Origin of the sequence: Mucilaginibacter sp. (assembly GCF_965201005.1) — a bacterium.
Classification (GTDB): domain Bacteria; phylum Bacteroidota; class Bacteroidia; order Sphingobacteriales; family Sphingobacteriaceae; genus Mucilaginibacter_A.
The window spans coordinates 1,651,403-1,678,165 of sequence record NZ_OZ241747.1; the positions used below are offsets into that span (position 1 = coordinate 1,651,403).

27 protein-coding genes are annotated in these 26,763 nt (G+C 39.8%); 11 read left to right on the forward strand and 16 right to left on the reverse strand.

Going from position 1 to position 26,763, the window contains the following annotated elements; translation table 11 throughout:
* Positions 1–45 precede the first annotated feature (45 nt).
* The 15 genes from ACOFKR_RS07685 to pheS form a co-directional block, all read right to left on the reverse strand.
* Positions 46–372 (reverse strand): hypothetical protein, encoded by a 327-nt coding sequence (locus ACOFKR_RS07685; protein WP_419803437.1) that lies wholly within the window; start codon positions 370–372, stop codon positions 46–48.
* Positions 373–900: 528 nt separating this feature from the next.
* A complete protein-coding gene (locus tag ACOFKR_RS07690; RefSeq protein ID WP_419803438.1) occupies positions 901–1,092 on the reverse strand; it encodes a hypothetical protein in 192 nt (63 codons plus the stop codon).
* A 591-nt stretch (positions 1,093–1,683) separates the two neighbouring features.
* A complete protein-coding gene (locus tag ACOFKR_RS07695) occupies positions 1,684–2,391 on the reverse strand; it encodes a hypothetical protein (RefSeq protein WP_419803439.1) in 708 nt (235 codons plus the stop codon).
* A 239-nt stretch (positions 2,392–2,630) separates the two neighbouring features.
* Positions 2,631–3,044 (reverse strand): hypothetical protein, encoded by a 414-nt coding sequence (locus ACOFKR_RS07700; RefSeq protein WP_419803440.1) that lies wholly within the window; start codon positions 3,042–3,044, stop codon positions 2,631–2,633.
* A 411-nt stretch (positions 3,045–3,455) separates the two neighbouring features.
* Positions 3,456–3,599, reverse strand: a complete 144-nt coding sequence (locus tag ACOFKR_RS07705) for a hypothetical protein (RefSeq protein WP_419803441.1) — start codon at positions 3,597–3,599, stop codon at positions 3,456–3,458.
* 252 nt (positions 3,600–3,851) lie between these two features.
* Positions 3,852–4,946: a tyrosine-type recombinase/integrase gene (locus ACOFKR_RS07710; protein ID WP_419803442.1), complete on the reverse strand. Its 1,095-nt coding sequence runs from the start codon at positions 4,944–4,946 to the stop codon at positions 3,852–3,854.
* A complete protein-coding gene (locus ACOFKR_RS07715; RefSeq protein ID WP_419803443.1) occupies positions 4,939–5,292 on the reverse strand; it encodes a single-stranded DNA-binding protein in 354 nt (117 codons plus the stop codon). Before ACOFKR_RS07715 ends, ACOFKR_RS07710 begins: the two co-directional genes overlap by 8 nt.
* Before the next feature lie 270 nt (positions 5,293–5,562).
* On the reverse strand, positions 5,563–5,691 hold the full coding sequence (locus ACOFKR_RS07720) for a hypothetical protein (RefSeq protein WP_419803444.1): 129 nt from the start codon (positions 5,689–5,691) through the stop codon (positions 5,563–5,565).
* Positions 5,692–6,296: 605 nt separating this feature from the next.
* The gene (locus tag ACOFKR_RS07725; RefSeq protein ID WP_419803445.1) at positions 6,297–6,809 is read right to left on the reverse strand and encodes a phosphoribosyltransferase family protein; all 513 of its coding nucleotides are present in this window, start codon (positions 6,807–6,809) and stop codon (positions 6,297–6,299) included.
* A 226-nt stretch (positions 6,810–7,035) separates the two neighbouring features.
* Positions 7,036–7,434 carry a hypothetical protein gene (locus ACOFKR_RS07730; protein ID WP_419803446.1) on the reverse strand — a complete coding sequence of 133 codons (399 nt, stop codon included), beginning with the start codon at positions 7,432–7,434 and terminating at the stop codon, positions 7,036–7,038.
* 4 nt (positions 7,435–7,438) lie between these two features.
* Entirely contained in the window at positions 7,439–8,872 is a 1,434-nt protein-coding gene (gene rlmD / locus ACOFKR_RS07735; protein WP_419803447.1) for a 23S rRNA (uracil(1939)-C(5))-methyltransferase RlmD, read from the reverse strand.
* Between the two features lie 137 nt (positions 8,873–9,009).
* The gene (locus ACOFKR_RS07740) at positions 9,010–9,531 is read right to left on the reverse strand and encodes a DUF4468 domain-containing protein (RefSeq protein ID WP_419803448.1); all 522 of its coding nucleotides are present in this window, start codon (positions 9,529–9,531) and stop codon (positions 9,010–9,012) included.
* 49 nt (positions 9,532–9,580) lie between these two features.
* Positions 9,581–10,159, reverse strand: a complete 579-nt coding sequence (locus ACOFKR_RS07745; RefSeq protein ID WP_419803449.1) for a TetR/AcrR family transcriptional regulator — start codon at positions 10,157–10,159, stop codon at positions 9,581–9,583.
* Positions 10,159–10,578 carry a hypothetical protein gene (locus tag ACOFKR_RS07750; protein ID WP_419803450.1) on the reverse strand — a complete coding sequence of 140 codons (420 nt, stop codon included), beginning with the start codon at positions 10,576–10,578 and terminating at the stop codon, positions 10,159–10,161. Before ACOFKR_RS07750 ends, ACOFKR_RS07745 begins: the two co-directional genes overlap by 1 nt.
* Positions 10,575–11,630 carry a phenylalanine--tRNA ligase subunit alpha gene (gene pheS, locus ACOFKR_RS07755; RefSeq protein WP_419803451.1) on the reverse strand — a complete coding sequence of 352 codons (1,056 nt, stop codon included), beginning with the start codon at positions 11,628–11,630 and terminating at the stop codon, positions 10,575–10,577. Before pheS ends, ACOFKR_RS07750 begins: the two co-directional genes overlap by 4 nt.
* Before the next feature lie 288 nt (positions 11,631–11,918).
* Between pheS and ACOFKR_RS07760 the strand changes: the two genes are divergently transcribed.
* From ACOFKR_RS07760 to ACOFKR_RS07770, 3 genes are all read left to right on the forward strand, one after another.
* Entirely contained in the window at positions 11,919–14,345 is a 2,427-nt protein-coding gene (locus ACOFKR_RS07760; protein WP_419803452.1) for a DUF5686 family protein, read from the forward strand.
* Between the two features lie 107 nt (positions 14,346–14,452).
* Positions 14,453–16,924 carry a DUF5686 and carboxypeptidase regulatory-like domain-containing protein gene (locus ACOFKR_RS07765; RefSeq protein WP_419803453.1) on the forward strand — a complete coding sequence of 824 codons (2,472 nt, stop codon included), beginning with the start codon at positions 14,453–14,455 and terminating at the stop codon, positions 16,922–16,924.
* Positions 16,925–17,043: 119 nt separating this feature from the next.
* On the forward strand, positions 17,044–18,024 hold the full coding sequence (locus ACOFKR_RS07770) for a rhodanese-related sulfurtransferase (RefSeq protein ID WP_419803454.1): 981 nt from the start codon (positions 17,044–17,046) through the stop codon (positions 18,022–18,024).
* Positions 18,025–18,127: 103 nt separating this feature from the next.
* Here ACOFKR_RS07770 and ACOFKR_RS07775 read toward each other — a convergent pair whose 3' ends face one another.
* Positions 18,128–18,958 (reverse strand): HAD family hydrolase, encoded by an 831-nt coding sequence (locus ACOFKR_RS07775; protein ID WP_419803455.1) that lies wholly within the window; start codon positions 18,956–18,958, stop codon positions 18,128–18,130.
* A 96-nt stretch (positions 18,959–19,054) separates the two neighbouring features.
* Here ACOFKR_RS07775 and ACOFKR_RS07780 point away from each other — a divergent pair, with 96 nt between their 5' ends.
* The 8 genes from ACOFKR_RS07780 to ACOFKR_RS07815 all read left to right on the forward strand — a co-directional run bounded on the left by ACOFKR_RS07780 (position 19,055) and on the right by ACOFKR_RS07815 (position 26,760).
* Positions 19,055–19,882, forward strand: coding sequence for an alpha/beta fold hydrolase (locus ACOFKR_RS07780; protein ID WP_419803456.1), 828 nt, complete (start codon positions 19,055–19,057; stop codon positions 19,880–19,882).
* Positions 19,869–20,495 carry a lysophospholipid acyltransferase family protein gene (locus ACOFKR_RS07785; protein ID WP_419803457.1) on the forward strand — a complete coding sequence of 209 codons (627 nt, stop codon included), beginning with the start codon at positions 19,869–19,871 and terminating at the stop codon, positions 20,493–20,495. Before ACOFKR_RS07780 ends, ACOFKR_RS07785 begins: the two co-directional genes overlap by 14 nt.
* A gap of 21 nt (positions 20,496–20,516) precedes the next feature.
* Positions 20,517–21,140, forward strand: coding sequence for a 1-acyl-sn-glycerol-3-phosphate acyltransferase (locus ACOFKR_RS07790; RefSeq protein ID WP_419803458.1), 624 nt, complete (start codon positions 20,517–20,519; stop codon positions 21,138–21,140).
* Positions 21,140–22,231 (forward strand): glycosyltransferase, encoded by a 1,092-nt coding sequence (locus ACOFKR_RS07795; protein ID WP_419803459.1) that lies wholly within the window; start codon positions 21,140–21,142, stop codon positions 22,229–22,231. Before ACOFKR_RS07790 ends, ACOFKR_RS07795 begins: the two co-directional genes overlap by 1 nt.
* A complete protein-coding gene (locus ACOFKR_RS07800; RefSeq protein WP_419803460.1) occupies positions 22,228–22,860 on the forward strand; it encodes a carotenoid biosynthesis protein in 633 nt (210 codons plus the stop codon). The genes ACOFKR_RS07795 and ACOFKR_RS07800 overlap by 4 nt, the downstream gene beginning before the upstream one ends.
* 44 nt (positions 22,861–22,904) lie before the next feature.
* Positions 22,905–23,756: a 4-hydroxy-3-methylbut-2-enyl diphosphate reductase gene (locus ACOFKR_RS07805; protein WP_419803461.1), complete on the forward strand. Its 852-nt coding sequence runs from the start codon at positions 22,905–22,907 to the stop codon at positions 23,754–23,756.
* Between the two features lie 4 nt (positions 23,757–23,760).
* Positions 23,761–24,459: a fatty acid desaturase gene (locus tag ACOFKR_RS07810; protein WP_419803462.1), complete on the forward strand. Its 699-nt coding sequence runs from the start codon at positions 23,761–23,763 to the stop codon at positions 24,457–24,459.
* Between the two features lie 297 nt (positions 24,460–24,756).
* Positions 24,757–26,760: a hypothetical protein gene (locus ACOFKR_RS07815; RefSeq protein ID WP_419803463.1), complete on the forward strand. Its 2,004-nt coding sequence runs from the start codon at positions 24,757–24,759 to the stop codon at positions 26,758–26,760.
* Positions 26,761–26,763: the final 3 nt, after the last annotated feature.

Sequence of the window (26,763 nt, forward strand, 5' to 3'; positions counted from 1 at the left end):
GCCAAACCATTGTTAGCGGTTCGTGCTGGTCTGTTAACCGCTATTTTACTGTCTTTTAAATTTTGTTTTGTCTCCTCCAAATTCTAAAACAAGAGTGTCTTCGTTGTCAAACATATATTTTGTGCTTTCCTGTTTCGGACTTGAAGGTTGGTCAGAATATAAAGTGTCTCCGCTTGTCCAATAAACCATATTTATTCTTTGTAGCTTGTCACCATCCATAATTTCGTAAATGAGTTTACCATTATTAGTAAACGTCATTAAAACATTTCCAATATTGCTTATAGTTGCTTCGTCTTTGATATCACTTATCCAAACTCCTTCAAGGTTTTTGTCGAATGTAGGTTTATTGAAGATTTTACTAAAAAGTCCCATTGTAATTATTTTTGAATGTCAAAGGATTTCGGGTCAATAATAAAATTAGAAATAATAATTTGTATTCTTTGGATGTGTCTTTTCGCATGACCGCTAACGGAAAAGGCTTGGCGAAGAACTGGCAATAGAATTCCTTCCGCTCAAACCAGAACTAAAGATAAAAAAGAATTACAAATGTTCAATTACTTCCTTCAGCCAGTTTTTGCCAAACCAATGTTGCAAGTAGTTTATTTCTAAAAACTTGAGATTTGTATTTTAATTTTGAAAATTTGTCGTTTGCCAGCGAAACACATTTTAAACATTTAAACATTTCGAAATTCAACTTGACGTTTTTAAAGTTTGGCAATTGTAATTCTGCGCCCAGTTCGGCAAAAATGATTTGTGTTTTTAAACTTATTAATCGCGTTTCCGAAACTTAAAATTCACCAAAACCAGGCTGTTTTTACCGCCCAAAAATTTGAATTCCAATTTTATGCCGATAAAAACAGCATTGGAAAAAGTCAGCGCGAGTTACGACGTTTGTCGGATTCAGCTCAATGTTTCAGCACTTAGTTCGGTTAAATTACTTGCAACGGAAAAGGCTTGGCGAAGAACTGGAATTTGAAACTCGTCAGCCGAAACCAAAGTTAAATTAAAGTTCCAAAGTTCAATACTGTTTTTATCAGCTAAGTTTTGTTCCTTCTGCCGAAACTGATGCAAAATAGCAAAATAGAAGTTCAATAAATCTCGTCAGCCAGTTTTTTGCCAAACCAATGTTGCAAGTAGTTTATTTCTGAAAACTTCTGCTTTGAATATAAACTTTTATAAAATTTAACGTTTGTCGGCGAAACGTTTTTAAACATTTAAATATTAAAAATTTAGTTCGACATTTGAAGTTTGTCAATTGTATTTCTGCGCCAAGTTCGGCAAAATTGATTTGTGTTTTAAACTTGTTAATTGCATTCGTGAAACTTTAAATTCGCTGAAACCATACTGTTTTTACAAACCAAAAGTTTAAATTCCAATTTTATGTCGATAAAAACAGCATTGAAAAAAAGTCAGCGAAATTTTCGGCGTTTGTCGGATTCAGCTAAATGTTTAGCACTTTGTTCGGCTAAATTACTTGCAACGGAAAAGGCTTGGCGAAGAACTGGTATTTGAAACTCGTCAGCCGAAACCAAAGCTAAATTTATAATAAAAAGTTCAATACTGTTTTTAATAGCTAAATTTTATTCCGTCGGCCGGAACTAAAGTAAAATAGCAAAACAAAAAGTTGATATTAATTCCGTCCGCCAGTTTTTTGCCAAACCAATGTTAGCGGCTGGCCTAATCTTAATAAGAAAGTTTAATGATATCTATAAACTTTTGTTTTCCAGTTCGATTACCATAAGATTTTGAATTCTTATTCCACCATTGTCGACCAGCATGAGGAACGAAATCAATTTTCATTTCAAATGAAATATTCCTTTTTAATTTTACCTCATTAAAAGAATCAAATGCTTTTTTACTTATAAATATTATACTTTCTGGTTTGATTATATTGATGATCTTTTCAAAAGTATCAAAAGCGATTTTTTTATCGTCAGTTGTAGGTTTGATAGAACGATCTTCTTTTTTTATTTGCTGTACAAACGCAGGCTTTTGGAAATAATTATAGAAACTAAATTTATCAAATATTAATTTGGAATTACTGAAATGTGAAACTTCTAATAGTGCTTTTTTTAAGTTAAAATATAATGTTAATGGTCTTTCATGCTTACCAAATTCTACCGTTACCAAATTATTACGTGTTGTAATATAGTTCTTGTGATTTTCATTTAATCCTTTAGAATTAAAGTCATACCAATTAGTGAAATAATCTAATCCTGAATAGGTTTTGATTTCGTCATAAGGCAACCAGTGACTTTCACCAATTAAAAGAATCTTTTTTGATTGCATCCAATTTATGCCAACAAAAGGAAGCATTTCAGGATAATTACTTAAATGGAAAATATCAGATTTGAATAGTTCATCAAATTCAGTTGTATAAAAATTGCTCATCTCTTAGTTTAGGTTTTAGTTCGGTTCTTCGGGCTTGCCGCTAACGGAAAAGGCTTGGCGAAGAACTGGAAATAGAATTCCTTCCGCCGAAACCAAAGTTAAATTAATAAACAAATGTTGATGCTTCTTTTATCAGCTAAATTTTGTTCCTTCGGCTGAAACTGAAGCAAAATAGTAAAACAAAAGCCAAAGTTTAATTCGTCAGCCAGTTTTTTGCCAAACCAATGTTGGCTGTAGTTTTATTCTTCCTCGTAGTTCTTAGTTTCATCTTCTCTTGTTTCATGAAAATCACTAAACCTTACTTCTTCGTTGTAGTTACGGTCAGGATACTTTTCGTCAAACCGTTCGTGTAAAACAATATCAAGTCGTTTGAAGAGTATGGCAAGATTTTTTTTATCGTCGCCAATATCATACATCATACTAACAATATGTTCATCTCCGTCTTTACTTTTTTTCTTATCAATGCAAAGCAATGATATACTAAATTCTTCTGTGCCATAAATAGATAAGCCAATAATATCAAACCTATTTTCGTCAAGCTTAAAATATCTGCCAATACTCTTTAAAGTGTCACCAGCATATCTACTAAGTGCATCAGAAATGTCTGCTGCAACACTGCCTTTAAAGTCGTTATAAGATACATCTGCTTTCATGTTCGTTAAGTTTTAAATCTATATTATAAGTTTGAAGTCTTGTAAAATTACAGCCAACGTTCAAGGGCTTGGCGAAGAACTGGAATTTGAAACCCTTCAGCCCGAACCAAAGTTAAATTAATGTTCAAATGTTGATGCTTCTTTTATCGGCTAAATTTTAATCCTTCCGCCGAAACTGAAGTAAAATAGCAAAATAAAAGTTGATGTTTATTCCGTCCGCCAGTTTTTTGCCAAACCAATGTTGCACGACGTTTATTTTAAAAAACGGAAATATAAATTTGAACTTTTAAAACTCGTCATTTTTCCGCAAACAAGCAAAATATTTAAACTACAAAGTCGTCCAATTTAAAGTCCGACGATTATTTTTGTCTGCGCCAACGCCACAATTTTGATTTGTCGTTTTAAAAACTTTCAAGTCACATCCGGCAATTTAAAAAGTCCGCCGAACATACTGTTTTTACCAGCAAAAGGTTTGTCCGCTAATTTTATACCGATAAAAACAGCATTGGAAAAAGTCAGCGTAATTAGTCGGCGATTGTTAAAAGTCGGCCACATGTGTCGGCACTTTGTTCGGCTAAATGGCGTGCAACTCATAAATAGACGCAAGTCCCTTGAGTTCTACGTAAAATTAAAAATATTGTTGAAACTTTACGGTTCAAAAGTATTAAATTATATAAGCCGTTTATAATCATTTGGTTATAAGTTCTTTTATACACAATTGGCAATTTTTTATTCTGTTAAACAATACAAAATACGCATTGCGCATTTGTAAATTGTTTAATGGCAAACAATACAAAATGCGCAATACTATCCTATCTCGTCCAAAGGGCTTTTTATCTTTTTTAAGCTTTGCTGGCTCACATGCGTATAGCGCAAGGTAGTTTTAATATCGTTATGGCCAAGCAGTTGTTGTATAAAATTAATACTCGTACCGTTTTCAAGCAAATGCGTGGCAAAGCTGTGCCGCAAACCGTGTATCCCTATTGTTTTGTTGATTTTTGCTTTGCGCATACCGTTGTAAAAAACCTGTTGCACGCTCCGGACGCTGTACTGCGCCGTATATTGTCCTTCAAATAAATATTTAACCGGTTTGTAAGCTTTGTAATAGCTGCGCAAATTTTCTAAAATACTCAGCGGCAGGTTGGCGTAGCGGTCTTTTTTGCCTTTGGCGCGTTCTATAAAAACCTGCATGGTTTTACTGTCAATATCGGTAACCTTCAGGTTCACAATCTCGCTCACCCGCAGGCCCATGCCATAACATAATTTTAACATCAGGTTGTGTTTCAGGTTTTTGGTTACTTCAAACAGTTTTTTGATCTCGGCCTGCGAAATTACTTTTGGCAGCTGCGCCTGCTTTTTTGGCCGCGGAATTTCAAAAAACACTTTCTCACGGTGCAGTACCTGTTCAAAATAAAATTTTACGGCATTAATGCGGCTATGCAGCGTGTTTTCGGATAATTTTAAAGTATTGGTGCAATACAAAAAATAGCTGCGTAGTTTTTCACTGTTAAGTGTGGCCACCGGTACGGTTTTAAGCAGGTACAGCAACTGTGCAAATTCGTTGCGGTATGTTCTGATGGTGCTTCCGCTATAGGCTTTTAATTGCAGCGTTTCTATGTAGATTTTAAAGGCCGGCTGGTTTTCGGGTTGTATTTGCGCCAGCACTTCTTTGCCTGCCGGCTTTGCCGGCAGTCCGAATTTTTCCCGGTAAAACTGGTTATCGCTCACATACCAGGCTTTTTTGGTGTGGCTCCATCGTGCACCGGCCAGCTGTTTAACTTTTTGGTTTGTTGGCGGGTGATATTCAAAACAAATAAAAATCACGGCTTTATGCTGATGTTCCGCCGGTTCAAAACGCACCAGCGGCCGGATGTTTCCGGTTAGTTTTTGAAGTTCAGCCACCGGCATTTTCCATGTTTTTTTTGTCCAGCATAATCAACTGATCGGCAACAACTTCTGTGGTATAATGCGTTTTGCCTTCCCGGTCGTCATATTTCCTGGTTTTCAGTTTCCCCTCTACATAAACCAAGCTTCCTTTATGCAGATATTTTGCTGCCAGTTCTGCCAAACTCCTCCACACTACAACGGTATGCCATTCGGTAAGTGTTGTTTTTTGCCCTTTTGCATCTTTAAAAACTTCTGTTGTGGCCAAAGCGAACCTGGCCACACAAATGTTCATTTCGAGTTGCTGCAATTCCGGGTCTTTGCCCAAATTGCCAATCAGGGTTACTTTGTTTAATCCTCGCATATTTAACAAAAAGTAAATATAATTAATTATTAAATTATTATTAGGAGATAATTTAAAATTAGAGGATAACTGAGTACATTATAGTAAAGCAAACCTTCGGTTGCTGGCTTTACGTTCTTTTGTCTTGAAACAAAAGAACCAAAAGTTCAAGAATGCCGGATCGCCTCCGGGCGGCATTCAGGCCAGCGCGCCTGGGTGGCTATCTTAAAGGTGCCGATCTTGCAAACGGCTTTTAGGACGGTTATTAATATTTGTTAAATACTTCTTTTATTACCTATTTTTTGATTTTACAATTATGAAGTTTGCAAGGCCGCAGGACAGATAGCCACCCAGGTGCGGCTGCCCGGCAAAACGCCCGGAGGCGATTGGGTTTGCCTTGATTTTTTGTTTCTTTTTCATCAAGGAAAAAGAAAGAGAAGCGGGAACGCAGTTCCTGATCGAATACAAAAAATTAGTTGATAAAAGAAGCATGGTTGATTAAGCAAACCTTCGGTTGCTTGGTTTTACGTTCTTTTTGCTTGAACAAAAAGAACCAAAAATTCAAGAATGCCGGATCGCCTCCGGGCGGCATTCGGCCCAGCGCGCCTGGGTGGCTACCTTAAAAGGGCTGATCTTGCAAACGATCCTTTATAACCATGATTTATAGCGTTGTTTTATTTTTGTTCGATGCTTCTTTTACCACCTATTTTTTAGCTTTTTTAAAAACTATACAAGGCCGCAGGACAGATAACCACCCAGGTGCGGCTGCCCGGCAAAACGCCCGGAGGCGATCGGGTTTACCTTGATTTTTTGTTTCTTTTTCATCAAGGAAAAAGAAAGAGAAAAAGGAACGCAGTTCCTGATCAAATACCAAAAAAACAGGTGGTAAATGATAAAAACCATTTAGTATCACAATCGATCAACCGTGTATATCAATGATAACGCAGGAAAAGTACAGATTGAACAAATATATCCCGCATCAAAATAAAATTATACTGCCGGACACTGTTTTTATCGGTGTTTTTTCAGCGTAGATAAACCGCATCTTCTTCGCCGTTTTCGTCCAAAACAACATCAACGTGTTCTTTTAAAACGGTAGAGAGTGCCAGCCCGGTAAAATCTGTTGCAATCGGGAAACTTTTATGGTTACGGTCAACCAGGACAACGGTACGTATTTTTTTAAGCGGGATATCGATAAAAATACCAAAAGCATAAGCCATGGCCTTGCCGGAGTTCAGCACATCATCCACCAAAATTATGGCTTTGTTGCTGCAATCCGCCACCGGAACATTCAAAGAACCATTCAGGTTGGAACTGTATTTATCCAGATCAATACTTACCAGCGTAACTTTAAAAGGCGCAATTTCATCCAGGATAATTTTTAATCTGCGGGCCAGCCTAAACCCGCGCGACAACAATCCGGCCAGCAAAATTTCAGTTTCTTCCGGATTGTCTTCCAGTATCTGGTACGCAATCCGGTCTATTTTTTGCTGGATTTGCCGACTGTTCAAAACAAGTATTTTTTTTTCTAAGCTCATATTTAGGTCGATAAAAGAAGCATTAAATTATTAAAATTTGTCAAGTTGCTTTTCTACAATTGTGTTAAGTTCATCCTCCTAAAACCCTTCAAAGGGGGAAATCGCTTGCAGACCTTTTTTAACCATAAAAATAACAAACTATGCTTCCCCCTTTAAAGGAGGTTAGGGGAGATAACAATATTTTTAGCAGATAAAAAATCATCCAACAACCTATCAACAATTCCCCTCAATCTTTTGCATACGGAAAAAACACAAAGTTGGCACCTTCGGGCACAATTGCAAACACGCACATGTACTTGTTTGGGTTTTTGTAAGTGTCGATAAAGCGTTCTTCCAATTCTTTTTTGATCACTTTTTTTTCGATAAATTCTTCCAAAGTTGAAGCTTGTATCGTCCAGTCCAGGTTCATTTCGTGGCGGTCAAAAATCATTTCGCCCAAACTTACTTCATGCTGATGTGCGACAAAAATCGGATACTTGGACAATCCTTCCACCATAATTTCAATAGCGGTTTCTTTTATAGATTCGCTTAAAAATTTTAAATCGGTTTCCAAACTTTCCAGCGGACTTGCTTTTTTCTTTTTGTCTTCTTCGCTGCCTTCCTGCAATAAATCTTCCGGGTTCATTTCGTTATTTTTTGAGTTGTAAAAGAAGCACATTTTCAACATGTTGCGTATGTGGGAACATATCAACCGGCTGTATTTTTGTTACTTCATATTTTTCTTTCAATACCAGCAAATCGCGCGCTTGCGTGGCCACATTGCAGCTTACATATATAATTTTTTCTGCAGAAATTTCCATCAAACGCTGCACCACGTCCGGGTGCATACCGGCGCGCGGCGGATCGGTAATGATCACATCAGGCCGGCCATTTTGTCCCATAAAAGAAGCATCCAAAACTTCGCGCATATCGCCTGCAAAAAATTTAGTATTGGTAATATTGTTGATTTGCGAATTCACTTTTGCATCCTCTATGGCACTTTCCACATATTCAATCCCGACAACCTGCTTTACTTTTCCGGCAATAAAATTGGCAATTGTGCCCGCGCCGGTGTACAGATCGTAAACCAATTCGTCGCCTTTAAAACCGGCAAAATCGCGCGCAACTTCATACAATCTGGTGGCCTGCTGCGAGTTGGTTTGATAAAAAGATTTCGGCCCGATTTGAAAACGTACTGTTTTTATGCCGGTAAAATCAGTGTGCATTTCTTCATAAATAAAATCGCGGCCGTGGTAAGTCAAAACTTCCTGGTCAAAAATTGTATCGTTTTTCTTTTGGTTGAGGATGTACAAAAGCGAAGTGATTTGCGGGAAACCGGCTTTCAGGAATTCCATCAAACTGTCAACCTGGTTGGGTTCTGCATAAGCAAAAACCACAATCACCATTAATTCTTGGGTTGAAGAACTGCGCACGATTAAATTCCGCAACGCACCTTCATGATTTCTGAGATTGTAAAAACTGATGCTGTTTTTAATGGCAAAATTTCGGACAGCGTTACGGATATCGTTGGAAAAATCAGATTGCAAATGGCATTTTTGTATATCCAATATCCGGTCGAAATACAACGGCACATGGAAACCCAGCGCATCGGTAGCAAACGTTTCGCCACTGCTGATCTCGGCGTTGGTGAGCCATCTTCTGTCCGAAAAAGTAAACTCCAGTTTGTTGCGGTAAAAACGTGTTTCAGGCGAAGGCAAAATTGGCAGCAAACTGCTTACATCAATTTTTGCGATACGTTCCAGCGCGTCTGTCAACGCTTTTTGCTTATAATGCAGCTGCGCTTCGTAGGTTAGGTGTTGCCATTTGCAGCCGCCGCAATCGCCAAAATGCTGGCAAAAAGGTTCTGTCCGCAAATCGGATGCTGTTTTTAGGGCAATAATTTTGGCTTCAGCAAAGTTCTTTTTTTTGCGGTAAATTTCTACATCGGCCACATCTCCCGGAATCGCTTTTTCCACAAAAACCACCAGCTCGCCGTCGCGGCCAACGCCTTTTCCTTCTTCGGCAATATCAAAAATGGCAACGTTTTCTACTACGGTTTTTTGGCGGACGGATGTTCTTCTCATGCGCCGCAAATTTAGCGGTAATTTTAGTTTTAGGAAATGGGGTTGGAGAGAAGATTTTAGGTGGTAAAAGAAGTATTTATAATTTTAAGACAGCCCGTTCAGTACAATTTCTAAAAAACCAAAGAATTTTTGCTTGTTTAAAAATTACTTTCTTGATTCTTTGAGTTCATGTATATTTTTAGATTTTCTATTAATTTTTCTATTTGAATATAAGTATTCTCTTTGACTTTTTGTTGACCCCATTTTGTCATTCCGACTTTACCCGGTTTTGGATCTTCCTCTAAAGTCCATGGAGAAAATACCGTAGAACCTTGGTAGTTTAGGTCGGTGATAATATATTTATATTTGTTTTCTTTAAATAATAAAGTAACGGTTGCAGAAACAAAGCCAAATTTTGGCTCGTAAGGTTGTAAAAGATATTTCCCAACTATTTTCCCATTTTCTTTATCTTTTATTTGAATTACGTCATTTGAGCTTTTAAAGGCTATTGCAAACCAGTTTAAGCCCTTATCATATAATACATCCTTTTTATCAGCTAAATGAATAATATTTTGATAAGTAATTTTATGTGTGGTGCTATCAATAGGTGGCTGCATGTTTTGACTTTTAGATGCAAAAAATACCATTGCCAATATCCATGTTAGAATACATTTTTTCATTTTGATTTTATTTGTTGTTAAGTGAATATAAGCTTAGAAATCAATTCTTCTACTTCAACGCCGCCTTAACCAAATACGGCAAAATCTCTTTCTGAAAGCTCACAAAATTCTTCCGCACATCCGAATCACTCACCGAAGTAAAAGCAAAACTAAACACGATACTTTTGCTGGATTTGATGAGGAAACGTAACCGTGCCGGAAAGGTATCGTTGATGTGCAGTTCGCTTACGCCGGTAAAAGATTTGTAAAGCAGTTCTTCCAGTTCGTTGGAAAGTTTTTTCAGGAAATCCTGCGCATTGGCCGATTCGCGGATAAAATCCCAGCCGATAAATTCGTTGCAAACAGTGTAAGACAAGCGGCTGGTTTTCATAATGAGGTTGGTCAGATGTTTTTCCTCATCAATATCTGTCGCGCTGTTTTGGATCAGGTCATCAACACTTTGGCGGATATAATCCATCAGCAAAACCTGTAAAATAGCTTCTTTACTGTCAAAATATTTGTAAATAGTGGCTTTGGCAACTTTGGCGCGCTTGGCAATTTCATTTACGCTGGTTTTGTGGTAACCAAACTTACGGTACAGCTCGCGCGCGGCCTGTTTGATGCTTTCGGTAGTTGTATCGGTTACCATTAATTAGTTACAAAAATTTGGTTCAAACTAACGTTGACAGAATAAGCGCGTAAATAACGCGTTGCCGGTGCTTTTACCGGCGAGCCATCATTTAAAGAGAATTTAGAACCGCTGCACGGATCTGTTGCCGTTAAAGTTGGGCTATCCAAAGTAATCGCACAGCGGTTTTCGGGCTGATAACTGCTGCAGCGGTCATAAGCCACATAACCGTTTGTCGGGCTTCTGTAGATAATCAATCCGCTTACGCCATAGCCTTCAATGGTAACTGCACCGCCAATTGCAGATAATCGGCTTAATCGCGGATCAGAAAGTGGTGCACTAAAATTGACCAGCACATAAGGTATGGCATTTTCGTTGGTTTTTCCGCACGACAAAAAAAACAGTGATAAAAGAAGTATGGTTGTAAATTTTTTGATCAACTGATTTCGGTTTGAAACTGTTTTAAAAAGCGGACATCGTTTTCGGAAAACAAACGTAAGTCGCGGATCTGGTACTTTAAGTTAGTGATCCTTTCAATGCCCATGCCAAACGCAAAACCGGTGTATTTTTCTGAGTCTATACCACAGTTTTCCAGCACGTTCGGGTCCACCATACCGCAACCTAAAATCTCTACCCAGCCGCTGTATTTGCACATCTGGCAGCCTGCACCTTTGCAAATACTGCACGATACGTCCATTTCTGCAGAAGGTTCTGTAAAAGGGAAATAGGAGGGACGGAAACGCACTTTGGTGCCTTCGCCATACAATTCCTGCACAAAATGATAAAGCGTTTGCTTCAGATCGGCAAAAGAAACGTTTTCATCCACGTAAAGCCCTTCCACCTGATGAAAAAAGCAGTGCGCCCGTGCAGAAATGGCTTCGTTACGGTAAACGCGGCCCGGCATAATGGCGCGGAACGGCGGTTTTCCGGCTTCCATCATCCGAACTTGTACAGAAGAAGTATGTGTGCGCAGGGCAATATCACCTACAGTTTCGCCAGAATCAGCGGGGCTTTTTTTGCTGATAAAAAAAGTATCCTGCATGTCTCGCGCCGGGTGTTCTTCGGGGAAGTTTAAGGCAGAGAAATTATGCCAGTCGTCTTCAATTTCCGGCCCTTCGGCCACTACAAAACCTAATCTTTTAAAAATATCAATAATTTCATTCCGCACCAGCGAAAGCGGATGGCGCGAACCTAACTGAAAACCGGTTCCCGGCAAAGTCAGGTCATCTTTTGAAACCACTTTTTCGGGCTGCGTTTCCAGCTGTTCTTTCAGGCTTTGATATTTGGCTTCGGCCAGTTGTTTAAACTCGTTCAGGCCTTTGCCCATGCTGCGTTTTTCTTCTGCAGAAACGGTTTTAAACTGATCAAACATATCTTTGATCAAACCTTTTGTGCCCAGAAAGCGGATCCGGAAAGTTTCCAGTCCGGCCGCATCGACAGGTTGAAAATTATTTATTTCGGAAGTATATATGTTGATTTGGTCCTGTATCATATTAAACGGAATCCTGCGTGGTATTGAACCGTAAAAATACACGTTATTAACGGATTTGCAGATTTTTTGGCCGAAATGCGTGTTTTTAATGCAGCTGACGGATAGAAAAAGTCATCTGCCGGATACTTAAAAGCGGCAACATACTGTTTTTACCGTATAAATTTTGGTCTGGTTTTGTGTCAGGTTAAATGTATTTTGCAACCAAACTTTTTACAACCGGTCTGCTCTTATAATTTTCGGGTTTAGATGCTAAAAATTTTCTGCTGTATATGGGTGATGCTTTTTCCGATGTTTGCTTTCGCGCAGCAGCCGGAAATCAGTGGCACCATTACCGATCAGGGCGGCAGGCACCTTCCGTTTACAGCTGTTTATGCAGCAAACACTACCTTAGGCACGCTTAGCAACGAGCACGGCATTTATCATTTATCTTTAAAACCGGGCAATTATACGGTTGTTTACCGGCTGATCGGGCAGCGGCAGGCCACCGTAAAAATCAACCTGCAAAAAGATACCATGCTGAACATCGTGCTGCAGCCCGAAATTTACCGGCTAAAAGAAGCAAGGGTTTCGGGCATAGATCCGGCTTACGGCATGATCCGCCAGGCCATGGCCAAACGCCGGTATTACCGTAAACAAGTAGCTGATTATGCGTGTGATGTATATTTAAAAGGGATGCAAAAATTGGTTAGCGGCCCCAAACGTTACTTAAATGATGCCGTGGTCAAAGCCCTGAGTTTAAATAAAAATGGCAGCAGTATTTTGTACGAAACCGAAGCCAACTCCAGGTTTAATTACGGTGGGCCGCGAAAAATAAAGGAAGTTTTGCATGGGTCGCGTGCTGCCGGGGATCATCCTGCACTCGGTTTTAACCGCGCATTGGACATTCAAACCAATTTTTACAATAATTTACTGCACTGGGACGCGCTGAGCAACCGTTCTTTTGTTTCGCCGATTGCAGCCAATGCCATGGGTTTTTACCGTTATAAGTTTAGGGGTGATTTTTTGGAAAACGGCCATCTGATCCATAAAATAGAAGTGATTGCCAAACGCAAAAGCGACCCTTCTTTTAACGGCTTTATTTTTTTAGAAGATAAGGCCTGGCGCATACACAGCCTCAACCTGCAACTTTTTAAACTGGCCAACATCAGCTTTGTGGATTCTTTGCAAATTACGCAGCAGTTTATCCCGGTTACAGATAGTATCTGGATGCCCTCGTCAACCCGTTTTAATTACCGCGGCAAAGTGCTTGGCTTTGTTTTTAGCGGCTATTATGAAGGTATTTATGCTGATTATAACTTAAAACCTGATTTTGCGCCCGGTTTTTTTAACAACCAGGTGATGGAAATCCCGAAGCAGACTTACCGAGAAGACACACTTTACCTGAACGCAAACCGTCCCGTGCCATTAACCCGGCAGGAAGAAATCTATTATTTTAACAAAGATAGTCTGGGCCGCAAAAGGCAATCAAACCAATACCTGGATTCGGCACAAAAAATAAACAACCATTTTTTGTTTGTGCCCTGGGTTTTAAACGGATACAAGATCAAAAGTAAAGACGGCAAAATTCAGTACAACATTCAATCACCAAAAGATATTGTTTTTTACAACTCGGTAGAACGCTGGGGGATCAACCTTGCACCGCGCTACAAACGGTTTGAACCAAACGGGAAAACGCTTGATGTGCGGCCGGTTTTGCGTTACAGTTTTGCCCGCCAACTGCTTAACGCCAACGTTTACGCTTCTTACAGGTACAACCCCACCAAGCAGGCCAGTTTCTATGGTAAGATCGGTACTGACTTTTTAGATTTGAACAATTCGGGCAATGTGAGCTTATTTTTGAACACTTTGAGTTTTTTATTTACAGAACATAATCTATTAAAATTTTATCAATCCAAATTTGTGCAGGCCGGTACACAGGGAGAAGTGGAAAACGGTATTTTGCTAAATGGTTTTATGGAATATGCCGATCGCCGCAGTTTAAAAAACTATGTCAACGCATTCGGAAAAGACAGTACACAGATTTCACCTGTTATATTGAGGAACGGGATGCCCGAAGCTTCAAATAATCCGCTTGATCCGGGCAGTGATGTGCCGCTCTTTCCGCGTTACCGGTCGCTTTCTTTCAGCGGTTCGGCAACTTTTACTTTCAATCAGCAATATACGCAGCGGCCAGACGGCAAGTATATCGAACCTTCACCTTATCCGCGCGTCCGGATTAATTACCGCAAAGGTTTCCCGGTTTTGGGTTCGGATGTAAACTATGATTTTACTTCTGTGGATGTTTTTCAGGACCGGGTGCACATGGGCATTTACGGCTACTCGTCGTACTTTTTTTCTGGCGGTACTTTTCTCAACCATAAAAATTTATATTATCCTGATTATAAACAGTTTAGGGGCGGCCAGCCTTTTGTGTTTGATTCTACACTGGGCAGTTTCCATTACCTTAATTATTACGTGTACAGCACCAACCGCAGTTACCTGGAAGGCCATTATGAGCATAATTTTGGCGGGTATTTTTTGAACCGGATGCCTTTTATCCGGAAATTACGTTTGGAAGAAATTGTTGGCGGATCATTTTTAACGCAGCGCATCCGCGATAATTACCACGAGTTTTATTTCGGTATAAAAAAACTGCTGGTCCGTTTTGATTATGGTTTTGCGTTTGACGGGCACAGCAAAATTTACCAGGGTTTCAGATATGTTTACAGTTTGTAAAACCCATCCTAAAATTATACCGATAAAAACAGTATGGTATTAAAAAATCACGAGATTCGCGCCAAATTACCATGTTGCAGCTATTGCTGTTTCAACATAAAATCAACATGAAAAAACTTTTACTGCTGCTGTTACCGTTTACTATTTTAAATGCTGCTTTTGGCCAGCAATTTTCGATCTCCGGAAAAATTACCGATGAGCAGGGAAAGCCGGTGCCGTTTACTTCCATCTACCTTAAAAACACTACTAAAGGCACTTCTGCCAATGATCGCGGTTTGTATGAATTTCGGGTAAATCCGGGCACATATGATGTGATTTACCGCTACGTAGGTTTCAAGGAAAAAGTAGAACACTTGGTTGTTGGCAATAGCAATTTGCAGCACGATGTGGTTTTGGACAAAGAAATTTACCAGCTAAAAGAAGTATCGATCAGCGGCAGCGGAGAAGATCCGGCGTATGCCATTATCCGCAAAGCCATTGGCAAACGCAAGCAATATTTGAATGAACTGAAAGCATATTCGTGTGATGTGTACATCAAAGGTGTGCAGAAACTGCTGAGTGCGCCAAAAAAGATTTTGGGCCGTGATGTGCAAAAGGTTTTGCAGCTGGATTCTAACCGCAAAGGCATTATTTATCTGTCGGAATCCGAATCACATTTCAATTTTGAAGCACCTGATAAAGTGAAGGAAGTAATGGTTTCCTCCAAAATTGCCGGCCGCAACAATGCGTTCAGTTTCAACCGGGCTTCTGATCTGCAATTAACTTTTTATAAAGATCTGATCGTGTTTGACGGGCTGAGCAACCGTGGTTTCATTTCGCCGATTGCGGACAACGCTTTGTTTTATTACCGCTATAAACTGCTGGGCACAGATGTGGTGAACGGGCAAACAGTTGATAAAATCCAGGTGATTCCGCGGCGTGAATTTGACCCGGTTTTCCGCGGAAATATTTACATTGTGGACGGGTCCTGGCGTATTTACAGCGTTGATTTGCGCCTGACCAAAAACTCGCAGATCAACTTTGTGGACACGCTGAACCTGAGCCAGCAATATATCCCGGTAACGCCAAAAATATGGCAGCCGGCGTTTGTGCAATACAGTTTCAGGGGCAAAGTTTTCGGCTTTAAGTTTGATGGTTATTTCATCGGCATTTATAAAAATTATGATGTGAAACCCAATTTCCCCAAAAACTTTTTTAATGGCGAAGTGATGAAAATCACCAAAGAAGTGAACAAAAAAGATTCTGTTTACTGGAACCAAAACCGCCCGGTGCCGCTTTCGGCCGAAGAAAAATACAATTATAAATTTAAAGATGATACATCGGGCCGCAAACAAAGCAAACCCTATCTGGATTCGGTAGAAAAAGCCAACAACCACTTTAAAATTTTGCCGTTTTTAATTGCCGGATATACCAAAAGAGACCGTTACAATTACGCTTCAATCAGTTTTCCGGCTTTGTACAGGCAAATCCATTACAACACCGTAGAAGGTTTTGCAGTGAATTTAAAAGCTACTTATACCAAGAGCAACGAATATCGGCAGGCATTTTCCATCACCCCAAACATCCGTTATGGTTTTGCCAACAAACTTTTGAGCCTGAATGCAGAAGCCAGTTATCGATACGACCCGATTAATCAGGGCAGGATTTTTGGCAAGATCGGTTCGGATGTGCTGGATTTGAACAATCTGGGCACACAAAGTTTGCTCATCAACTCGCTCGGGACGCTTTTGTACGATCAAAACTACCTGAAACTGTATCGCTCGGAAGTCGCCATGTTTGGTGCACAGCGCGAAGTTGCCCGCGGGATTTTGTTGACCGGCCAGCTGGAATATGCCAGTCATCGGCAGTTGTACAACACGGCGTTGCTGAACAAGATCAACCAGGACAATGACCTGACATCCAACAATCCGTTAAACCCGGCTGCCGAAACGCAGTTGTTCCCGAAATATCAATCACTCATTTTTAGCGGTTCGGCCTTGTTTACGTTCAATCAGCAATATACCACCCGGCCAGACGGCCGCTTTTACGAACCATCAAAATATCCGCAGGTAAAGCTTAATTACCGAAAGGCTTTTAGTGTTTTGGGCGGTGATGAAAGCTTTGATTATGGCTCGGTCAATGTGTTTCAAAACCGGATACGTTTGGGTTTGTACGGTTATTCTTCTTTCCTGATCTCGGCCGGAAAATTTTTCAGCAAAAAAGAAATTTATTACCCGGACTACAGGCACTTTTTGGGGAACCAAAGTTTGACTTTTAACCCGCAAATCGGTTCGTTCCACTTCCTGGATTATTATCCGTACAGCACCAATACCGGGTATCTGGAAGGCCATTACGAGCATAATTTTTCTGGTTTTCTGCTGAACAAAGTACCGTTTATACGCCGGTTTAAACTGGAGGAAATTGCCGGTGCATCGTACCTCACCCAATCGCCGGTTGCGGGCAGCATCACCAAAGCCTACACCAGTTACAGCGAATTTTACATCGGTTTGCAGCGGCTGATTTTCCGAGTGGATTATGGAATCGCCTATAATGCCGAGAAAAAAGTACACCAGGGCTTCCGGATATATTATGGATTTTAACTGTGGATTTTCAGCTGCCGGTTTTCAGTTGATAACCTACAACTAAAAACCTGCAAATCACAACTTTTTCCTAAATTTGCGCTTCATTTTACGCTGTTTGCACCAGTATCAATGTTGTTATGAAATACAATACACTTTTATATTACTGCTACTCGCCGATCGAAAACGCAGAACAATTTGCCGCAGATCATTTAAAGTTTTGCAAAAGCCTGAACCTGGTTGGCCGTGTTATCGTGGCCGATGAAGGTTTGAACGGAACAATTTCGGGCTTAAAAGAAGCATGTGAAACTTACATAAAAACGCTTCACGAAGATCCGCGTTTTGCCAAAACCGATTTCAAAGTTGATGCGGTTGATGAGCCTTCTTTTATCAAAATGCACGTTCGGTTCAAATCAGAAATTGTACATTCCGGCCTGCGCGACCCGAAAATCATCGACCCAAATCAACAAACCGGCATCCATTTAGAACCGCTGGAATTTATGGCGATGAAAGACCGCGACGATGTGGTTGTGCTGGATGTGCGCTCTAATTACGAGCATAATTTGGGCAAATTTAAAAATGCGGTAACATTTGATATCGAGAATTTTCGTGATTTCCCGGAGATGATCAATAAACTTGCTTCTTTTAAAGATAAAAAAATACTGACTTACTGCACCGGCGGCATCAAGTGCGAAAAAGCTTCGGCTTTGCTGCTGCACGAAGGGTTTGAAAACGTTTACCAATTGCACGGCGGCATCATCAAATACGGAAAAGAGGCCGGCGGAAAAGATTTTGACGGCAAATGCTATGTGTTTGATAACCGGCTTTCGGTGGATGTAAATTCTGTAAATCCGATGGTGATTTCGCGCTGCCTGAACTGCGGAAAAGAAACGCTGAAAATGATCAATTGTGCCAACCCGGAATGCAACGGGCATTTTACCCAATGCGCGGCTTGCGGTGAGGAATTGGATGGCTGCTGCTCTGCCGGATGCAAATCTCATCCCAGAAAACGCGTTTACGACGGCAGCGGTTATTATGTAAAAGTGCCGCAGCAGGTAAATACTTCGGCCAAAAAACAAAAAATTACGCCTGTTATGGCAGCAACAGAAACTGGTGCTTAAAACTTTTTATCGGTTGATGCTTCTTTTACCAGCTAAAATTTTGGCTGATAAAAGAAGCATTTTAAGTTGAAAATCACCTGGTAAAAACAGCATTGTTCAATTGTTATTGATGAAAGTATCCCTCCAGATAACAAGCCACGCCATGCTCAATATTCGGTTTGGTAACGGCAAAAGCAGCCTGTTTTAATTCCGGAACGGCATTTCCAACGGCTACGCCAATTCCGGCATTTGTCACCATTTCCAGGTCGTTGTAACCATCGCCAAACGCCATCACTTCGCCTAAATTTACTTTTGCATTTTCCGGAAACGAGTTCAAAAGTACTTGCAAACCTTCATTTTTATTGGTAAAAGGCGTAATTTCTAAATAAATATCTTTTGACCGCCAAACGGCAACTTTTAAATTTCTACGCACATTTGCTTCAATCAAATCCAGCAGTTTCGGTTCGCCCATCAGCATAATTTTGTGTGCGCCGTTTTGGATAAAATTTTGCAATTCCTCCGCAGAAAAACCGCTCAATAAACCATCTGGTTTTACGCGTGTGTTGTTGATTTCGCGCTGTGCATAAAAATCAGTTTCGGAAACCAGCCAAGTATTATTCTGGTACAAACTAATGTGTACTTGATGCTGATTGGCCAGGTTCATAATCGCATTTATATTTTCTGCGGAGATTGTGACAGAGGAAATTATTTTCTGCGGATCAAACCCGTTTCCCGAAGTCAGGATCAGCGCGCCGTTGTAACAAATTAGCGGCATCCGGCTGATATTCAACGTGTTTTGAAGATGATAAAGTGCTTTCGGCATCCGCGAAGAAGCCAGCACAAACCTGATTTCAGGATCAAGTTTCCCAACAACTTTTAGGGTGTAATTATCAACTTCGCGCTGTTTGTTCAAAAGCGTTCCGTCCACGTCGGTACAAATCAGTTTTATGCCCATGCTGTTTTTATCGGGTAAAATTTGGTTTTGATCGGCAGCAAAGCAAAAAATAAATCCGGTGTTTTTCAAACCTAAAAATTGGTATAATTGCTTTTTATGGCTTGGTTGGAAATTGAAGGTTTGGGCAGCGTACATTACCACGAATATGGCAGCGGGACGAAACTGCTGTTTGCTTTTCCGGGTTATGGCATGTCGGGCAGGCAGTTTTCAGTGTTGCAAAAATCATTGATGCGACAGTATAAAATCATCGCTTTTGATCTGTTTTTTCAGGAAACGTCAAAATTATATGTGGTAAAAGAAGCATTGGTTTTAACCGGGATGCAGCCCGAAATTTTAAAAAGATATTTGTACAAATGGCTCGGCCAAAAGCCCGGACAAAGGTTTTCTTTGATAGGCTATTCCATCGGTGCCAATTTGGCTTTGTATTTGGCGCAACAGTTTGCCAGTCAGGTAGATGAACTGATTTTGATGGCACCAGATGGTTTAGTGAAGCACAAAGGTTTTCGGTTTTTCCGTGCTTCTTTTATCGGTAAAAAACTGTACCGGAAACTTACTTACAGCAATTGGATGATGGCTGCCGCTTTAAAAACTTTAAAACATTTCCGGGTGATTGATACAAATTTGTACAGCATTGCCAGTCACGAAACCGAAACGCCGGAAAAGCGACAAAACGGTTTTTTTACCGTGCATTTTTATAAAAATTTTTCTGCGGACATTCATCAGCTTGCGGCTTTGATCAATCAAAACCACATCCGTTGCCGCTTGTATTTTGGAAAATACGACAATCTTTTTCCGCCAAAAAACGCCGAAAAACTGCTTGGTTTGCTGCTGCGGCCCGAAATACATATTTTGCCCGCCGGGCACTGGCTGGTTACGCCGGAACTGGACGATTACATAGCCAAACAAACGGATGATCACGAGTAAGCGCCATCATTTATTTTATAAACTGTTTTTGCCGTTTATGCATTGGCGGCTGTTGCGCAGCTTCCGGAAACTGGTTTTGTGCAACCAGATTGAACTGAAACCCAATCATTCCATACTGCTTTTATGCAATCATTTTAGTTGGTGGGATGGCTTTTTAACGGCTTATCTGGTGCATTATATTTTTAAAAAAAAGGCTTTTATGATGATACAGGAAGACCAGTTGCAGCACCGGAAGTGGCTTGCACGGTTGGGTTCTTTTTCTATTAACCGTACCTCTCGGGACATGCTTGTTTCGATGCAATATGCTGCCAGTCAGTTAGATGACGCAAATAATGCGGTGGTTGTTTTTCCGCAGGGATCATTACAATCCAATCATTGCCGGGAAATAAAACTGGAACGCGGCATCAGTTATCTCATCAAAAACATAAAAGGCGATTGCCAGCTGATCTATGCTTCGGTTTTGATTGATTATTTTGAAAGTTTTAAACCAACGGCCTATTTTCATCTGCTGGATTGCGGCACCAACCACAATTTTGAGTTTGAGAAGCTTCAAAACCAAATCAATAATTTTCAGCTTAAAGCCCTGCAAAATCAAATCAACATCAAACACTAAAAAAATACCGATAAAAACAGTATGATCAAAAACAAAGATAACTGGTTGAAATCGGGTTTTTTTTCCCGTTATATCAGCAGGAGCGTGAAGCGGCATTATCATAAAATTGATTTTGACCAGGTTAAAACCGATCCGCAGAAAGCCATTTTACTGATTGCCAACCATTATAGTTGGTGGGATGGTTTTTTGCTTTTTCATCTCAATAAACTGCTTTTTAAAAAAAAATTTCACATCATGATTTTGGAGGAAACGATCATCAAACATGGCTTTTTAAAATACGTTGGCTCGTTTTCTGTTTCTAAAACTTCGCGCAGTATGCTGGAAACGCTAAAATATGCCGGTAATTTGCTGGATGACCCTGAAAATCTGCTCGTGATTTTTCCGCAGGGAAAGTTATATTCTAATTTTGTGGACGAGGTTAAGTTTGAAAAAGGTTTGGAACGGATAATTAATTACAGCAGCCAAAATTTTGATTATGTTTTTGCTGCTTCTTTTACCGAGGGTTTTTCTGAACCGAAACCTACTGTTTTTATCTACCTGAAAAAACAGCCGGCGGCAAACTTTGCAGGTCTTACGGCTGTTCAGTCGGCATATCAAAAGCACTACCGGCAATCAAAATCAGTGCAAATTGCAATAGTTAAATAATGGCCATCCTGTTTTGTTACCTGATTTTTTTTTTCCTGATCCTGCGTTTCTGCGTTACGCTTTTCAATTTTATTTCCAACCCAAAAATCACTAAAGTTTCGCATCAATACCATGATCTGGTTTCGGTTTTGATCCCGGCGCGCGATGAAGAAAAAAATATTTTAACGCTGCTGCAATCACTTAAAAATCAGGATTATAAAAATATTGAAGTGCTTATTTTAGATGATCACTCCAGCGACGGTACTTATAATATCTGTAGCGGTTTTGCTTCCGAAAACACTTCTTTCAGCGTTATAAAAGGGAAACAACTGCCGTCGGGCTGGCTGGGCAAAAACTTTGCCTGTCATCAGCTGGCGCAGCAGGCAAAAGGCAAATATCTTTTGTTTTTAGATGCCGATGAAGAAGTTTACAAAGGCTTGATAAACAGTGCCATATATCGTACAAAAACGCGCCGCTTATCGTTGCTCAGTTTGTTTACCGACCAGGTAATGGTCAGTTTTGGCGAAAAATCAGTAGTTCCGCTGATGCACTTTATTTTGCTCAATTTGCTGCCGCTGCGCCTGATTTATCTTTCCGAAAATCCGGCTTTTGCGGCTGCCAGCGGACAGTTTATGTTTTTTGATGCCGAGAAGTATCATCAGCACCAGTGGCACGAAAAGGTTAAAGATCAGGTAGTTGAAGATGTGGAAATTATGAAATGCGTAAAACAGCAAAAACTGAAAGGCGAAGGTTTGCTGGCCAACGGTTTGATCCGGTGCCGCATGTACAATAATTATCAGGAAGCCATTTACGGTTTCAGTAAAAACTTTCTGGCACCGTTTAATTACAGCGTTTTAACATTTTTATTGTATTTGATTTTTATCATCTGCGGGCCGATATTAATTGCGCTGGTTTTACCTTTGCAACTACTGATGATGATGGTTTCGTTAATTGTGCTTACCCGGATCATGATTTCGCTGTCATCCGGCCAAAACGCATTTTATAACGTACTTTTGCACCCTTTGCAAATGTTCAATTTAGTAATTGTGGCGTATTTGTCCGTCAGGAAACACCTCACCAAAACCGTAACCTGGAAAGGGAGAAAAGTTTGAAATTCAGCAAAACCAATATTTCCATTATCCTGGTCATCATCTTCCATTTAGTTGGTTTAACGGGTTTTTTAATACCTTTTTTACAGCCTCTTTTTTTGCAGATTGTGCCTGCCCATTTGCTGCTGATGCTGTTTTTACTATTCATAAATCATCATGGCCGGATTTTAAAGTTGATACTTTTCTTTCTGATCATCAGTATTTTAGGGTTTTCTGCGGAATGGGTTGGCGTGCACAAGCAATGGCTTTTCGGGCACTATATTTATGATACAACGCTGGGTTTTAAGTTGAGTGAAATCCCGCTGATGATTGGCGTAAACTGGTTTTTATTAGTTTATTCAGTTAGTGTGCTCACCCAAAAACTACCGGTAAAAACAGCATGGCTTAAAATAATTTCGGGCGCAGGCATCCTGGTTTTGCTTGATCTGCTGATCGAGCCGGTTGCCATTCATTTCCATTACTGGCATTGGTTTGGCACCGGCATCCCGCTTAAAAATTATATCTGCTGGTTTTTGCTGAGTGCTGTTTTTGTCTATTTCTTTCGGGTTTTTAATTTCAGGACGCAAAACTGGGTTGCACCAACGCTGCTGATCGTTCAGTTTATATTTTTTATGGTTTTGAATTTTGCCTGATAATTAAAGAACTTAAATCCGGCATTTAACGTTAAATTTGCGATATGGGAAACTACCAGTTGCAGGTAACAATAGATCAGGATTCCGGCTTTTGTTTTGGCGTTGTTTATGCCATTGACATGGCAGAAGAAATTTTAGCCGAGGATGGTTATTTGTATTGTTTGGGCGATATTGTGCACAATGATGAAGAAGTGGAACGCTTGAAAAAGAAGGGTTTACGTATCATTTCCCACCAGGATTTGCCAAACCTGCAACACGAAAAAGTGCTGATCCGTGCCCATGGCGAAGCACCGGAAACTTACAAAGTTGCCCTTCAAAACAATATTAATTTAATTGATGCTTCCTGCCCAGTGGTTTTAAAACTGCAAAACCGCATCAAAACTTCCCATGATCAGGACGAAAAAATATTGATTTTTGGTAAACATGGTCACGCCGAAGTAATTGGTTTACAAGGGCAAACAAACGATGAAGCTTTGGTTTTCCAGGATCTGAAAGAGCTTGACGGGCTAGAACTTCCGCAGAAATTCACGTTGTACAGCCAGACTACCAAAAGCATGGAAAAGTTTTATCACATAAAAGATGAACTAATTAACCGCGGCCATGAAGTAATTGCCAATGATACGATTTGCAGACAGGTTTCCAACCGGGATAAAGATTTGCCGGAATTTGTGAGGCAGTTCAACAAAATCATTTTTGTATCGGGTAAAAAATCCTCTAACGGAAAGGTTTTATATGAAGTTTGCCGGAAATATAACCCTAACACTTACTTTATTTCCGCTTCGGACGAGCTGGAAATTTCCATGTTTTCCCAGTACGATACAATTGGTATCTGCGGTGCAACTTCTACGCCAATGTGGCTGATGAAAGAGGTAAAAGGCGTTTTAGAAACCTATTAAAATTATGGCTACCGATATAAACATCAAAAAATATACAGCTTCCGGACTTGGTTTGTTGTTTGCAAGTTTAGTTATTTTTACCTGGATTGCATCCATCATTTTGCTGATGCGCTGGCATTTTAGCTTTTCCAATCCGTTACTATATGTGATGATTTTGGTACAGATGCATTTGTACACAGGTTTGTTTATTACGGCACACGATGCCATGCACGGCACTGTTTCCCCAAATCAAACCGTTAATAAAGTTGTAGGGCAAATCTGCACATTTTTTTACGCTGCGTTTTGGTATCCGAAATTATATACCAAACATCATTTGCACCACAGCCATGTGCATACCGAGCATGATCCGGATTACCACAATGGCAGTTTTTCGAGTTGGTTTCTTCGTTTTTTCCGCAATTACTATAGTATCTGGCAAGTTGTTTTTATGGCGGTTTTGTTCAACGTTTTAAAAATCTGGATTCCGCAGCCGAACCTGATTTTATTTTGGGTTTTGCCCTCGCTGATGAGTACTTTACAACTTTTTTATTTCGGTACGTATTTGCCGCACAAAGGCGAACACGATAACCATCATCATTCTACCTCACAGAAAAAAAACCATTTCGTTGCTTTTTTTACCTGCTATTTTTTCGGTTATCATTATGAACACCATGATTCTCCTGGAACACCGTGGTGGTTGTTGTGGAAGGTGAAAGGTGTTTGAGGGTTTACTATATTTCTCTTTTTTAAACTTATCTCTTCTATCCGGTCAAAATTTAAATCTGTTTAAGTTTATTCAGTATGTTTCTGATGCTTCTTTTATCACCTAAAAATTGGTAAGCAATTGATTTATAAAGCTGAATGTCAACACCAATTTTTAAGTGATAAAATAAGCATTGTAGATTATAATTGTATAAAAAAATTGGCTATTAAATTATTGTAACATTTTAGTTGCATTGTAATTACTTTAATTAGCTTAGTAAAATATTACTTCTCTTTTTTAAACTTAATTCAGACCATTATGAAAAGAAATCTCTACCAGTACGGATTTGTGGTTCTTTTACTATTATCCGTTTCCTGCAAAAAGAACGAATCAGAAATAGACAAAGCCTTGAGTAAAGGGAAAGATTCGGCTGCTTTAAATTTAAAAGGCTTGTCTTCTTCAATGATGTTGAACAGTTTAGCTACATCTGTTTTTGAAAACCATGACGATGATTCTATAGAAAGGGTAACCATTTTAGGCAACCAGCTTACCAATCCTTATCTAATTCCTAATATGCAGCAAGCTTATAGGAACTTGAGTATCACAAATGTGCCTGTTAATGTTACTAATTTGTATGTCCGTTTTAAACCTTCCAGTGTAGACCAATTGGATGTTTTGACCACTGCGATGGAAGCACAAAACTTAGAAGTGTTTGATACGCCGGTGGATTATGATGTAACCTATGAAGGGGATTACTATCAAGACCCTTCTATACCACAGGAACAGATAACCTGGCAGTACGCTGTAGTGCCGCCTAACTTTCAGTTTCCATCAGGCATACAATATGAAACTTTGGCACAAATACATATCCCGGGTGATAATTACACTGCGGTAGAAACCGAAGCTGAAAGACTGGCAGCATCTTCAACCAACCAACCCAATTCTGTAAGGCCTCAGCCAAACGTGCCTCAATGTGATATTGACAATCATTGGGATTACGCTGCCCACACCTGTGTCCCCAATGATTGCCCTATAGACTATTATTGGAACGGAACAAGTTGTCAACCAAATACTCCTCCTCCCACGTCTCAGCCGCCAGCACCGGCTGTAGACGCTTCGGTACCAGGAGGTGGGATATTGGTGTATGATACACAAACGAATACTAACCGGCCTGTAAAAAAGGCAACTATTGTAGCTAGGCGATGGTTTAAAATTGAACGGGGTTTTACCGATAACAATGGACATTACCAGTTAACAAAACGCTTTAAAAATAATGTTCGCGTATTGGTTAAATTTAAAAACGGCGATGCAGAAGTTCGGGGTTTAAGAGGTGTTCGCTTATGGCAGATGCTTTTTCCGCTTAAAAAAGCAATAGGTCTTTTCAGTGGAGACAAAAGTAATATTAGCTATACTTTTGCTACATATACTAATCCAAACTCAAAAGGAAATAGATACTGGGCAGGGGCAACAACAAATAATGCTGTTCAGGATTATCGGGATTACGCCCCTGTTGAAGGGATTGGTTTACCTCCAACAGGATTAAAAATATTATTAACAAATAATATTCCCAGTGGAGCTTCACCTATGTGGAACAAACGAACAATCAACAATCTACCAAAAGAGTTTGTATATACTTACTTAGCTTCTGCTACAGTAGTAACAGGTATAATTGATGCGTTAATCATTGTCCTCAAGCATCAAATAGATATTGCTGTAAGTTACAAATACCCTACATCTGATGAACTTAAAGAAACAATCTATCACGAACTTACCCATGCTGCGCATTATGCTGCTTTAGGCAATGGTTGGTATGGCCCTTTTGTTGATGCTGAACTTAGTGCGCTAAATGCAACCTATTTTTCTGATAAGGCATATGTCCCTTATGGAAGAAGCACAAGTTCATATCATAATATTATAGCTTTGGGCGAAAGCTGGGCCTATTATATGGGGCATTATTTGGCCGATAAAGAATATGGCAGGATTGCAGGATGCCAAAATGAACAGATTGGCGGTGGCTATTATTGTAATGCTAACAATACTCGCAACCCGCACTTAGATGTTTTGGAAGCCTTTGATCCAAACTTGCAAGGCGACCCTTTTAATTGGATACCGCAGGGGTTGTTTTATGATTTGAAGGATCCGGCAAATGAAACTAATTTTCCTGTAACAGATCAAGTTTCAGGTTACACAAACCAACAGATGTTTAATGCTTTTCAATCAAACATCACCAATTTGCAGGATTATCGAATTAAACTATTGCAAAGTACTACTAACCCCACGTCTGGTTTTGTTCCTAATCTATTTTTCCAATACCATTATTAAAAT

Coding starts and splice junctions, on each gene's coding strand:
- ACOFKR_RS07685 (WP_419803437.1), bottom strand. CDS start 372: ATGGGACTTTTTAGTAAAATCTTCAATAAACCTACATTCGACAAAAAC.
- ACOFKR_RS07695 (WP_419803439.1), bottom strand. CDS start 2,391: ATGAGCAATTTTTATACAACTGAATTTGATGAACTATTCAAATCTGAT.
- ACOFKR_RS07700 (WP_419803440.1), bottom strand. CDS start 3,044: ATGAAAGCAGATGTATCTTATAACGACTTTAAAGGCAGTGTTGCAGCA.
- ACOFKR_RS07705 (WP_419803441.1), bottom strand. CDS start 3,599: ATGTGGCCGACTTTTAACAATCGCCGACTAATTACGCTGACTTTTTCC.
- ACOFKR_RS07715 (WP_419803443.1), bottom strand. CDS start 5,292: ATGCGAGGATTAAACAAAGTAACCCTGATTGGCAATTTGGGCAAAGAC.
- ACOFKR_RS07720 (WP_419803444.1), bottom strand. CDS start 5,691: ATGAAAAAGAAACAAAAAATCAAGGCAAACCCAATCGCCTCCGGGCGT.
- ACOFKR_RS07725 (WP_419803445.1), bottom strand. CDS start 6,809: ATGAGCTTAGAAAAAAAAATACTTGTTTTGAACAGTCGGCAAATCCAG.
- ACOFKR_RS07730 (WP_419803446.1), bottom strand. CDS start 7,434: ATGAACCCGGAAGATTTATTGCAGGAAGGCAGCGAAGAAGACAAAAAG.
- rlmD (WP_419803447.1), bottom strand. CDS start 8,872: ATGAGAAGAACATCCGTCCGCCAAAAAACCGTAGTAGAAAACGTTGCC.
- ACOFKR_RS07740 (WP_419803448.1), bottom strand. CDS start 9,531: ATGAAAAAATGTATTCTAACATGGATATTGGCAATGGTATTTTTTGCA.
- ACOFKR_RS07745 (WP_419803449.1), bottom strand. CDS start 10,159: ATGGTAACCGATACAACTACCGAAAGCATCAAACAGGCCGCGCGCGAG.
- pheS (WP_419803451.1), bottom strand. CDS start 11,630: ATGATACAGGACCAAATCAACATATATACTTCCGAAATAAATAATTTT.
- ACOFKR_RS07760 (WP_419803452.1), top strand. CDS start 11,919: ATGTTTGCTTTCGCGCAGCAGCCGGAAATCAGTGGCACCATTACCGAT.
- ACOFKR_RS07765 (WP_419803453.1), top strand. CDS start 14,453: ATGAAAAAACTTTTACTGCTGCTGTTACCGTTTACTATTTTAAATGCT.
- ACOFKR_RS07770 (WP_419803454.1), top strand. CDS start 17,044: ATGAAATACAATACACTTTTATATTACTGCTACTCGCCGATCGAAAAC.
- ACOFKR_RS07775 (WP_419803455.1), bottom strand. CDS start 18,958: ATGGGCATAAAACTGATTTGTACCGACGTGGACGGAACGCTTTTGAAC.
- ACOFKR_RS07780 (WP_419803456.1), top strand. CDS start 19,055: ATGGCTTGGTTGGAAATTGAAGGTTTGGGCAGCGTACATTACCACGAA.
- ACOFKR_RS07785 (WP_419803457.1), top strand. CDS start 19,869: ATGATCACGAGTAAGCGCCATCATTTATTTTATAAACTGTTTTTGCCG.
- ACOFKR_RS07790 (WP_419803458.1), top strand. CDS start 20,517: ATGATCAAAAACAAAGATAACTGGTTGAAATCGGGTTTTTTTTCCCGT.
- ACOFKR_RS07795 (WP_419803459.1), top strand. CDS start 21,140: ATGGCCATCCTGTTTTGTTACCTGATTTTTTTTTTCCTGATCCTGCGT.
- ACOFKR_RS07805 (WP_419803461.1), top strand. CDS start 22,905: ATGGGAAACTACCAGTTGCAGGTAACAATAGATCAGGATTCCGGCTTT.
- ACOFKR_RS07810 (WP_419803462.1), top strand. CDS start 23,761: ATGGCTACCGATATAAACATCAAAAAATATACAGCTTCCGGACTTGGT.
- ACOFKR_RS07815 (WP_419803463.1), top strand. CDS start 24,757: ATGAAAAGAAATCTCTACCAGTACGGATTTGTGGTTCTTTTACTATTA.